Annotated in this window: 10 protein-coding genes; 9 read left to right on the plus strand and 1 reads right to left on the minus strand. The window is 68.6% G+C overall.

The window, feature by feature from the left end:
* The first annotated feature begins 72 nt into the window (after nucleotides 1–72).
* The 4 genes from ACWEO5_RS28035 (at nucleotide 73) to ACWEO5_RS28050 (ending at nucleotide 2,275) form a co-directional block, all read left to right on the plus strand.
* Nucleotides 73–330, plus strand: a complete 258-nt coding sequence (locus ACWEO5_RS28035) for a type II toxin-antitoxin system Phd/YefM family antitoxin (protein WP_452164990.1) — start codon at nucleotides 73–75, stop codon at nucleotides 328–330.
* Nucleotides 327–578 carry a type II toxin-antitoxin system RelE family toxin gene (locus tag ACWEO5_RS28040; RefSeq protein ID WP_344556878.1) on the plus strand — a complete coding sequence of 84 codons (252 nt, stop codon included), beginning with the start codon at nucleotides 327–329 and terminating at the stop codon, nucleotides 576–578. Before ACWEO5_RS28035 ends, ACWEO5_RS28040 begins: the two co-directional genes overlap by 4 nt.
* 738 nt (nucleotides 579–1,316) lie before the next feature.
* Entirely contained in the window at nucleotides 1,317–1,844 is a 528-nt protein-coding gene (locus ACWEO5_RS28045; RefSeq protein WP_452164991.1) for a MarR family transcriptional regulator, read from the plus strand.
* Nucleotides 1,841–2,275 carry a MarR family transcriptional regulator gene (locus ACWEO5_RS28050; protein ID WP_452164992.1) on the plus strand — a complete coding sequence of 145 codons (435 nt, stop codon included), beginning with the start codon at nucleotides 1,841–1,843 and terminating at the stop codon, nucleotides 2,273–2,275. Before ACWEO5_RS28045 ends, ACWEO5_RS28050 begins: the two co-directional genes overlap by 4 nt.
* A gap of 426 nt (nucleotides 2,276–2,701) precedes the next feature.
* Here the strand turns inward: ACWEO5_RS28050 and ACWEO5_RS28055 are convergent, their stop codons facing one another.
* Nucleotides 2,702–3,673 (minus strand): helix-turn-helix transcriptional regulator, encoded by a 972-nt coding sequence (locus tag ACWEO5_RS28055; RefSeq protein ID WP_452164993.1) that lies wholly within the window; start codon nucleotides 3,671–3,673, stop codon nucleotides 2,702–2,704.
* Between the two features lie 361 nt (nucleotides 3,674–4,034).
* On the opposite strand from ACWEO5_RS28055, the gene ACWEO5_RS28060 reads away from it, so the two are divergent.
* From ACWEO5_RS28060 to ACWEO5_RS28080, 5 genes are all read left to right on the plus strand, one after another.
* Nucleotides 4,035–4,205, plus strand: coding sequence for a hypothetical protein (locus tag ACWEO5_RS28060; RefSeq protein WP_452164994.1), 171 nt, complete (start codon nucleotides 4,035–4,037; stop codon nucleotides 4,203–4,205).
* A gap of 6 nt (nucleotides 4,206–4,211) precedes the next feature.
* A complete protein-coding gene (locus ACWEO5_RS28065; RefSeq protein WP_452164995.1) occupies nucleotides 4,212–4,556 on the plus strand; it encodes a hypothetical protein in 345 nt (114 codons plus the stop codon).
* Between the two features lie 401 nt (nucleotides 4,557–4,957).
* A complete protein-coding gene (locus ACWEO5_RS28070; protein WP_452164996.1) occupies nucleotides 4,958–6,364 on the plus strand; it encodes a hypothetical protein in 1,407 nt (468 codons plus the stop codon).
* Nucleotides 6,365–7,343: 979 nt separating this feature from the next.
* On the plus strand, nucleotides 7,344–7,937 hold the full coding sequence (locus tag ACWEO5_RS28075; protein WP_452164997.1) for a hypothetical protein: 594 nt from the start codon (nucleotides 7,344–7,346) through the stop codon (nucleotides 7,935–7,937).
* Nucleotides 7,937–8,374: a replication/maintenance protein RepL gene (locus ACWEO5_RS28080; RefSeq protein ID WP_452164998.1), complete on the plus strand. Its 438-nt coding sequence runs from the start codon at nucleotides 7,937–7,939 to the stop codon at nucleotides 8,372–8,374. The genes ACWEO5_RS28075 and ACWEO5_RS28080 overlap by 1 nt, the downstream gene beginning before the upstream one ends.
* Nucleotides 8,375–9,839 lie beyond the last annotated feature (1,465 nt).

Below are 9,839 nucleotides of genomic sequence, written 5' to 3' on the forward strand. Positions count from 1 at the left end.
ACGGCACCCGCGTGACCAGGCCGTTCCCCGAGTCGACTGTACAGAAAGAGCAGGAAGTGTACAGTTCTGTACATGAGTGACACCCTGCCGATCACCGAAGCCCGGGCCTGCCTCGGCTCGCTGGTCCGGCGCGCCTCCCACGCCCGCGAACGCATCACCATCACCGACCACGGCCAGCCCGCCGCCGTCCTGATCAACCCCCAGGAACTGGCCGACCTCGAAGACGCCCTCGCCCTCGCCCGGTACCGGGCGAAGCAGGCCACCGGCGCCACCACCGGCGTCCCGCACGAGCAGGTCCGCACCCAGCTCGGACTGGGGCCCGCTGCTTGAGCTACACGATCATCTGGGACGAGTCGGCCATCAACGCCGCCGCCCGGTTCCTCCAGGACGACCCGGAAGGCCTGCGGCAGCTCATGGACGCCGTCGACCTGCTCGCCAACTCCCCCCGTCCGCCGGGCAGCGCCGAGTACGGCTCCGCCGACCTCCGCCGGATGCACGTCGGCCGCTACCGCGTGATGTACGAGATCACCGAGACCACCGTCACCATCATCGTGATCCACCTCGGCCGCATCGGCTGACCACCCCACGCCGCCGTCCCGGACGACCGAGGCTGCACCGGTAGCCGCCCTGCTGGCAGGTCTCTGCCCGTACGACCCACGGGCACCCGGGGCGGCCCCTCCGCCCGAGCTGGCGCGGCCGAACTGCGGACCGCACCACCCTCCGCCCGGGCCAGGCCCTCGAAGGACGCCGGACCCCGACTGTGGCGGGGGTCACCACCCAGGACACAGTGGTTCCCGGGTCGCCACCGAAGGCCGTTGGCGGGGGTGGGAAAGCCCCTTCAGCAACGACCGGGGTCCCGTGCGATGGCTGGTGCAGACGGGCGCGCGGTGGTGACCACTGGAACCCGTAGCCAGGGGGTCCTGTCCGGCCCGCCGACCCCCGGTCGCCACCGCACCGGTGCGCCGAGAGCGGAGCTGAAACCCGAAGCGGGGTGGGGCCTCGGGGCACGCGTGCCTTTACTTAAGAAGGGGGAACATCCCCTGACCTGCGGCGATGCCCGAGCTAACGTCTGGTTTTCCAGCCGTTAAGGTCAGAAAACCAGACGTTAGCGGTACAGGCGGTGGAAGGGTCGGAAGGAAGCGAACCGACACACCCCGACTTGACCGCGTCCTTCGGCCGAAGACCTGTAGGTTCACGTCCACAAGGGCGGGTTTTCTGGAGCCAACGTCTGGAAAACCAGCCCTTGTGCAGCGAGACGGCGCCGACTGGCAGAACTGGCACCCCGCAACGACCACCCCACGTGATGAGGAGCAACGATGGCCCGCAGGGGCAACATCGCCCTGGTGAACCTGGACACCGGCGCGGTACTGCCGGCGCCGAAGAGCCGGACGCCGCACACCATGGACGGCTCCTACACCCTCAACGCCTACACCGACGACGCCCCGCTCTACAGCCTGGCGCTGTCCGGCGCGGAGTGGGCGACGATCGACTGGGTCCGCTCCAACGGCGGCGCCGGCGCGGCCGTCAAGGTCACCCCGGCCGCCGTCGCCGCCGAGATCCACGCCACCGAGACGACCGCCAAGACGGCGCTCGCCCGCCTGGTGAAGCTGAACATCCTGCTGAAGACCAGCCCGCGCAGCCAGACCTACCAGCTCAACCCCCGCCGGTTCTGGGAAGGCAGCGGCGAAGCCCAGGTGCAGGCGTGCCGCCGCCTCGACCCGCCGGCCATCGTCCCCGACGCCAAAGCCGTCGCCGCGGCGCAGAAGGCGGCCGCGAAGCAGGCGCAGAAACCCTCCGGCCCGCGCCGCACCCGCAGCACCACCACGATCGGAGCCGACCGATGAGCGCCGCCACCCACGACCACCGCGGCGGATTCGACCCGGACGACCTCGGCATGCCGCCCGTCTACACCCTCAACCTCTCCGCCGGCCAGCGCAGCGTCCTGGAATGGCTGGTCAGCCGGGGGGCGGTCTTCGACACGGTCACCGCCGACGTGGAGGAGATCGCCGCGGACTGCGGAACCTCCGTCTCCACCGTCTACGACTCCCTCTCCCGCCTCGAAGCCCTGCACCTGGCCGACAACCCGGACCCCACCCGCTACCGCGTCAACCCCCGCTACTTCTTCGCCGCCAACCCGGAGATCCGCCGCCTGGTCGGCGAAGCACTGGACGCCCCGCAGATCACCCCCGACGCCCGCGCCACCGGCCCCCGCAAGATCGGCAACACCGAGGCCCGCCGCCGCCGGACCATCAAGGCCGTCCCCGACCAGCAGTAGCCCGGAGCCTCACCTGCGAAAACCCCCACAAGGGCTGGTTTTTCGGACCTAAGGTCCGAAAAACCAGCCCTTGACCGCAGCCCTCCTCCTCCACCACACCCCCCGGCCCTGGTCGCCCCCCGTAAGCATGGACAGACCCGGGCCGATCCCTCGGTGGATACCGCCTTTCCGGTGGACTGCTCGGCTTCGCCCCCTGTCCGTCCTGCGCGCGGCGGGGCGGTCCCGCTGCAGCGGGCGTCGGGTTCCCCGCAGGCCGACCAGCGTGCCTGACCCGGGCAGCGGCAGCTGGGCCAGGCGCCGGCGCCGCGAATGCGGTAGCCGAGAAGCTCGCTGTCGGCCGTCAGCGGTTCTACCCTGCCGGTGGATGCCCTTGTGGGCGCAGGGAAGTTTTCTCGGCATACCTGCGGGCCTTCTCCCGGTGCGGGGTCAGAGCCAGCCGCGCTGGGCGGCTTTGATGCCGGCTTCGAAGCGGCTGCTGGCGCCCAGGCGTTCCATGATGGAGGCCATGTGGCGTCCGACGGTGCGGGAGGAGAAGCCCAGGCGCTGGCCGGCGGCGTCGTCGGTGAGGCCGGAGCCCAGGATGCGCAGCAGTTCGCGTTCGGTGGGGGTGAGGCCGGTGGTGGGGTCGTCGGGGGTGGTGGAGCCGAGGGGGACGGCGGTGTTCCATGCCTGGTCGAACAGGTCGGTCAGGGAGTGGAGGAGGCCGGGCTCGGTGACGTGGAGGGCGCCTTTGCGGTTGTCCTCCGGGTCGATGGGGACGAGAGCCTCGCGGCGGTCGACGACGACGATCCGCTGCGGGACGGTGGGGGAGGTGCGGACTTCGCCGCCTTGGCTGCGCAGCCAGTGGGCGTAGGTGACGGTGTGCGGCTGGTGGCGGGTGGAGTCCTGGTAGAGGGTGCGGATGGTGATGCCGCGGGCGAGTGCCTGGGCGTCGGCGGGGCGGGAGGCGGCGAGGTCCTCGGGGCGCTGGGTGCCGGGTTGGATGCTGATGACCTCGCGGGTGGTGTCGCGGCCCATGCGTTCGAGGCGCTGCTGGATGGCGTCCATGCCCAGCAGCCGTTCGCCGTGCTCGGAGCGGTGTTCGGCTTGGTCGGCGACCATGCGGGTGACGGCGGCGCGGGAGGCGGCGAGGGTGGCCTGGCGTTCGGCGAGTTCGGCTTCCTGACGGGCCAGCAGGTCGGCGAGGCCGATGGCGGGGTCGACGGCGCGCATCCGTCCGGGGTGTTCGGCGGAGGCGCGGATCAGCATCAGGGTGCCGAGTTCGTCGAGGCTGTCGTGGACCTGGGTGGTGCTGAGCGCGCAGTGGGCGGCGATCTCGTCGAGGTCGTCTGCGGGTCGGTCGAGCAGCGCCCGGTAGACCCGGCCGGCCGTGGGCGTGAGTCCTAGAGCCTCCAGCATGGGCCCCCCTCATGTGGTGGTTCGTGGGTGGTGCCGTGTGCGGTAGCACACGGAGCGTCACGCATCCTGGCAGACCGTGTACTCGATCACAAGATCGATTCTGCGTACTTCGGGGCATTTGCGGACCTGTGTCCAGAGAGTGTCCGACCCCGATTATTGACGAGTACATGACATCCTGTCTGGTGTCGGACAGGCCGGTTGGCGACAACCCGAACCCCTTCCGAGGGGGTCCCGCAACGGCGAGAGTAGAGATCGCCGCCAGGGAGAACGAGAACCCGGCGGCAACCGGAAGAGGGTCAACCGCGGGACTCCTCGACCGGCCGACCACCCGACCACCCGTCACGTTCTAAGGAAGACCACCATGACCAGCACCCGCATCGCCAAGGCCGCCGCGGTCCTCACCGTCTCCCTCGGCGCCCTGCTCCTGACCCCCGCCGTCTCCGCCTCCGCCTCCGACACCACCACGGTCTCCACCACCCCCGCCCCGCCCACCACCACCGCCACCACCGACAGCCTCGGCTGGGGCGACTGACCGCAGATGGACATCGTCTACGCCTCACTGCGCCGCAAGGACACCACCGGGTGGCCCCGGGGCGGGGAAGCAGAGGAAGTCCAGGCCGTCCTGTGGGCGCACACCAGACCCGCCGACGCCGTCCAGCACATCACCGTCCGCTGCGAGCCGGAACAGGTGGCCCTGCTGTTCTACCTGCTGACCCACCCCACCGCTGCCGCTGAAACCACCCCCGACAACCCAGCGGCCCCGGTCGATGCCGCAGCGAAACATCCACTGGCCGTCGCGTACGGCCTGATCACCCGCAGCCACCAGGCATCGCCGATGCTGCGCCAGCGCTACCAGCCGCCGCTCCCGCCCGCAGCGCACTGATTTCGACCCCGCAGGCCGCATCTCCGCGACCCGGACCCCCAGGGTCCGAACGCCGACAGCCGGCCGCCACCGCCCCAACGCACCGCGTTCCGCCGCCGCACCGCACCGACGGCTACCCCTGCAGGGCAGCCGTCCGCCGCCAACCCGGCAGCCGCAATCCCCGAGCGTCCGCTTCTTCAGCTCGGCGCTGCTGCACCGCAGCCTTTCCCCCGGACAACCGCTGTCAGCCAGCCCTCGGCTGTACCGGTCCGTGCTGATTCCGGCCGCCGACCGCGCAGCGCCCGACGTCCGAGCTCCGGCTGTTCCTGCAGGACAGCCATCTGCTGACACCCTGTCGAGCCGCTCCGCGAGGCCGGCACCTCACCCGCCTTCTTCGAACCCGCATCGAGAGGAACTCCGTCATGTCTTCTTCCCGCAGCTCCAAGCTCGTCCGCCTCGCCCTGGCCGCCGTCATCGCCGCCTCCGGTGCGGTCGCCACCACCGCCCTCACGGTCGCCACGGCGGCCACGGCCCAGGCCGCCTCCGCGGTCGACGGCCAGATCAGCCGCAGCGAGGTCATCACCCGGGCCCAGTACTGGCTCGGCAAGTCGATTCCCTACAACCAGAGCGGCACCTACGCGGACTCCTCCGGCAAGACCTACCGCACCGACTGCTCCGGCTACGTCTCCATGGCCTGGCACCTGGGCTCCAGCCTGACCACCCAGACCTTGCCCGGCGTCGCCACCGAGATCTCCCGCAGCGACCTCAAGGCCGGCGACATCCTCAACAGCTTCTACGACCACGTCATCCTGTTCGAGAAGTGGGACGACACCGCCCACACCACCTTCTCCTACTACTCCTTCGGCTCCACCCCCGTGAAGCACGTCACCGGCGTCTCCATCAACGCCGCCACCTTCGACTCCCACCCCAACGGTGACTACAAGGCCTACCGCTACAACAAGATCGTCGACGACACGACGGGAAGCGCTTCCGGTCCGAACCGGATCGCCCAGGCGGTGACCAATACCAACCAGGTCCACCTCTTCGTGGCCGGCGCGGACGGCAGGATCTACGAGCGGGACGGCGACTACGCAGCCCGGTCCTGGTCCTCCTGGACCCCCTGGGCCGACCTGGGCAACGTCTCCGCGGTAGCCGCCTCCTCGACCGGTAACACCGTTCACCTCTTCGCGGTCTCCAACGGCCAGCTGTTCGAGCGGGACGGCAACTACGACACCCACGCCTGGTCCGCCTGGACCCCGTGGGACCGCACCGGCGTCCAGGCGCTGACAATCGCCTCGACCGGCAACAGCGTCCACCTCTTCACCGTCGAGAACGGCCAGATCTTCGAACGTGACGGCGACTACTCCACCGGCTCCTGGTCGGCATGGAACCAGTGGAGCGACACCAGCAGCATTTCCGCAGTGACTGCCGCCTCGACCGGCAACACCGTCCACCTCTTCGCTTCCGGCGGGGGCGGCCAGCTGTTCGAGCGGGACGGCAACTACGACACCCACGCCTGGTCCGCCTGGACCCCGTGGGACCGCACCAACGTGAAGACCCTCTCGCTCGCCTCCCACGACTCGCAGGTCCACCTCTTCGAGGCGGAGAACGGCGCGCTCAAGGAGCGCGACGGCGACTACTCCAACGGCTCCTGGTCCTCCTGGAGCCCCTGGTCGGACAGCGACATCGTGAGCATCTCCACCTCCATGACCGACAACGAACTCCACCTGTTCACGATGACCTCCAGCGGCCAGATCACGGAGAAGGACGGCAACTACTCCACCGGCTCCTGGTCCGCTTCCTACCCCTGGGGCACCGTCGGCCAGTGATCCCGTCCGAGGCTGGGCCCGACGCAGCGAGCGTCGGGCCCAGCCTCTTGGCATCGAGAACTGCAGCCAGCGGCGCGGCAACCACCACTGACCGGGCCCGATTCCTTCGCAACTGGCCCGAGGAATCAATGCCGGCAGATGTGCCGCTGCGCGACACCCGAGAAGCAGCCCCTCCAACAGCCGGTGCGCCCCGCCGGCAGCCGTTCTCAGCGCCCCTTCGGACCGAGCACGCCCGCACGGCACCACCAGGTCTGCCTGCACCCCCTCCGGCGTTAGCGGCGCAGGTCAGCCCGCCGGAGGCCCGGTGGGCTGTTGTGCGAGAGGCGAGGAGCAGGCGGCGCGAGGGATACGAGGAGTGCGCGATTCATGCATTCGTATTTCCTGTAGGCAATCAGGTTGCACCGACACGGCGTTGTGGTGGGGGTTGGGGTTGACGGGGCAGGCTGGGGTGGAGTCCGCCGTCCCGGGTGCGGCCTGCTGTGGGTGCTGCCTTCCTGGTGGACTGCTTGGCTTCGCCCCCTTCTCGTCCTGTACGCGATGAGGTGGACCCGTTGTGGCGGGTGGTGGTTGTCCTGCTGGTTGGGGGTTGGCGGCAGGGTGAGGGGGGTGGGTGCCTGGGCGGGTAGGCGCGGAAAGGGCCCCCAAGGGCCCGGGTCCGGCGGCAGCCGGACTTTCGCGACTTACGCAGTGAGCCTCGCCCCTGATCGGCCTGCAGGCCGCCCTGGGTGCCCGGCCTGGGCGGCGGCAGCGGCACGGACAGCCAGCCCGCCGGAGGCCCAGACGACGGGGACAGTGTGACGGTTGGCTCTGCATTAAAAGAGGCGCAACGTGCTGACCTGAGGAAACGTCGAGCGAGTGTGGGGTTATAACCCACGTTACTCATCAGTAACTGGGGGTTATAACCCCACACTCGTCGGGCCGGTGTGCCAATTGCGGGTTAGAACCCTACAAAAGTTATGCGCTGAGATAACCTTTGGGGGTGATCAGTGCATCGAAGGATGGCCGTGTGGCCCGCCTCCCCGCTTCGCGGCCCGGCCAACCCGCCGCGCCGCCCTCCACTGAGCCAGCGGGTACGCACAACGTGGTCGCCATCCGGCTTCAGCCAGGTGAGACGGTCACGGTCAACCCGTCTCCTGAGCTGGAACCGGCTACTGGCAAGCAGGAGAACTTCGACTTCCTCGGCTACACCTTCTACATGGCGTCGAAAGAACTCTCCGCCAAACTGCCGTTCATCGGACTGACGGCCACGGAGTACGACGTCTGGCACACCATGCTCGGCGCTCAACTCAAAGGCGGCATCGTGCCGATCACGGTCATCAAGCTCGGCGAGCGGCTCGGTATCGGCCGTAAGGAAGCAGGCGAGGCTCTGGCCCGTTTCCTTGAGATGGGCTTCATCTGGCTGGAGCGGCGAGGCCGTTACCGGATCAACCCGCGCATCGCCTTCTGGGGCTCCAGCGCCGAACAGCAGCGCGCCCTGGCGCTGATGCCGGATTCCATTCCGGAGATCCGCCTGCCCGAGGGCGAGGTTCGTCCGCCCCGCCGCACCCGTCGACCGAAGCTGGAGTCGCTGTGATGACCGCCGCCGACCGTTCCCCTGGTACGGAAACCCTTTTGACTGCCGAAGGTAGCGTCTTCACCGCACAGGATCTATCCCGGGCCCTGCCGTTGTACCGACTGACGACCCTGCAGTACGACGTCTGGCATACGGTGCTGGGCGAGATGACCGACGGCGGCTTCGTGGTCCTCACCCTCGATGACATTGCCGAACGGTTGGCCACGAGCAAGAGCAACATCTCACCCGCCCTCAACCGGCTGGCCGATCTCGGCCTGCTCTGGCGGATCTCCAACGGGCTGTGCCGGATCAACCCGCGGGTTGCCTTCAAAGGTTCTCGGGAAGAGTGGACCAAGGCGCTGGAGGAGGTGCCGGCTGACGTCCCCGAGGTCGTCCTTCCCAACTACCGTCGGCGCCCGCCCCGAACGAACAGATCCGGGCTGACCGCCGCCGGCTGAAGCAGAGCACGGGCTGTAGCCCCTTGAAAGTTCTCTCCGTGCAGAACCTTCAAGTCCGTACGGTTCGACGGGCCAAAGCCTTACCTGACGTTGTTGTCGCTGGCCTCGGCCCGGGCAGCGGCAACAGTCCGGACGGTCGGGGGAGCTCCTGTTGACCATGAAGAGACGAACAGCGCTTTCCCAGTTCAGGGAGAGCAGGAGGGGTACGCGATTCGTGCATTTGCATTGCCTATAGGCAATCAAGTTGTGCTGGCACGTCGTTGTGCGGGGAGCGGGGTCGTGTGGGTGGGTGGGGTCGTCCTGGGCGGGGCCTGTTAGCCGGCGTTGCCTTCCTGGTGAAACGCTCCGTTTCGTGCCCCTTGTGCGTCCTGTGTGAGGTGGGGTGGGCCCTGTTGTGGCGGGTGTCGGTCGTCCCGCCGGTTAGGGGGCCGGCGGCAGGGCAAGGGGGGTTGGTGCCTGACCGGTAGGCGCGGGAAGGGCCCCCAGGGGCCCGGTTCCGGCGGCAGCCGGAATCCCGCGACTTACGCAGTAAGCCGCGCCCCTGACCGGCCTGCAGGCCGCCTTGGACGCAGGTCCGGGCTGCGGCAGCGGCACGGACAGCCAGCCCGCCGGAGGCCCGGTGGGTTGTTGTGCGAGGGGCAAGGAGTTGGTGGTGCGGGCCATCGGGGGTGAGGGTGAGCCGGGTGACCTCCTGTTGAGTATTAAGAGGGGAACAGTGTTTTCCCAGGTCAGGGGGTCTGAGGAGTGCACGATTCTTACACTCCAGTGCACGATTCGTGTATTCATATTGCCTATAGGCAATCATGTGGCGCCGACACGATACTCGGCTTACCCAAGGCCACTTGCCTATAGGCAATGTGCGAGTAGGGTGGTGCTCTCTCCGTTGCCTATAGGCAACATCCAGAGGCTAAAGATCGTCCCGCTTCGATCCATCGGATAGCTGTATCCGCCCCTGCATTGGTTCCGCAGGCGGGTGGGGGTGGTAGCTGGGGCTTGACCATTTTGTTCTGGTGGTCTGTAGCGAGGTCGGTGGTTGTGCTGGCTGGTGTTCGGCCTTGTCTGGTTCGGGGTGGGGGTGTTGGGGTGGGCGGGGTGGTTTGGCGTGTGGAAGTGATGCGGGTGTGGGGGTGGGGTTGGTTGGCCGTGCTTGTTCTTGGGTTGGTAGGGGCCGGTACCCGCGCACCCGCGTACCCGTGTATGTGTGTGGTTTTCTTTCCGGGCTCGCCTCTGCCGGCCTGTACCGTGCGCACCGGGCCGGGCCTTTGCCCTAGTCGGCCCGGCCGAAGGCCGTTCTTTCATCAACCCGGTATCCAGCTGGACGAGTTGAGTGATGATCAGCCGCCTGGGCCGCCGGAGCGAAGCGGAGGCGTGCCCCGAGCCGGGCGCGAAGCGCCCGGCCGCGATCGGCGAAGCCGATCGCCGGACACGCGGAGCGGGTCCGCATCCGCGCGGAGCGCGGATGCCC

Source organism: Kitasatospora sp. NPDC004272, from assembly GCF_053603035.1.

Bases quoted from the DNA above. Each gene is read 5' to 3' on its own strand.
- ACWEO5_RS28035 (WP_452164990.1), top strand. From the start codon at position 73: ATGAGTGACACCCTGCCGATCACCGAAGCCCGGGCCTGCCTCGGCTCG.
- ACWEO5_RS28045 (WP_452164991.1), top strand. From the start codon at position 1,317: ATGGCCCGCAGGGGCAACATCGCCCTGGTGAACCTGGACACCGGCGCG.
- ACWEO5_RS28050 (WP_452164992.1), top strand. From the start codon at position 1,841: ATGAGCGCCGCCACCCACGACCACCGCGGCGGATTCGACCCGGACGAC.
- ACWEO5_RS28055 (WP_452164993.1), bottom strand. From the start codon at position 3,673: ATGCTGGAGGCTCTAGGACTCACGCCCACGGCCGGCCGGGTCTACCGG.
- ACWEO5_RS28060 (WP_452164994.1), top strand. From the start codon at position 4,035: ATGACCAGCACCCGCATCGCCAAGGCCGCCGCGGTCCTCACCGTCTCC.
- ACWEO5_RS28065 (WP_452164995.1), top strand. From the start codon at position 4,212: ATGGACATCGTCTACGCCTCACTGCGCCGCAAGGACACCACCGGGTGG.
- ACWEO5_RS28070 (WP_452164996.1), top strand. From the start codon at position 4,958: ATGTCTTCTTCCCGCAGCTCCAAGCTCGTCCGCCTCGCCCTGGCCGCC.
- ACWEO5_RS28080 (WP_452164998.1), top strand. From the start codon at position 7,937: ATGACCGCCGCCGACCGTTCCCCTGGTACGGAAACCCTTTTGACTGCC.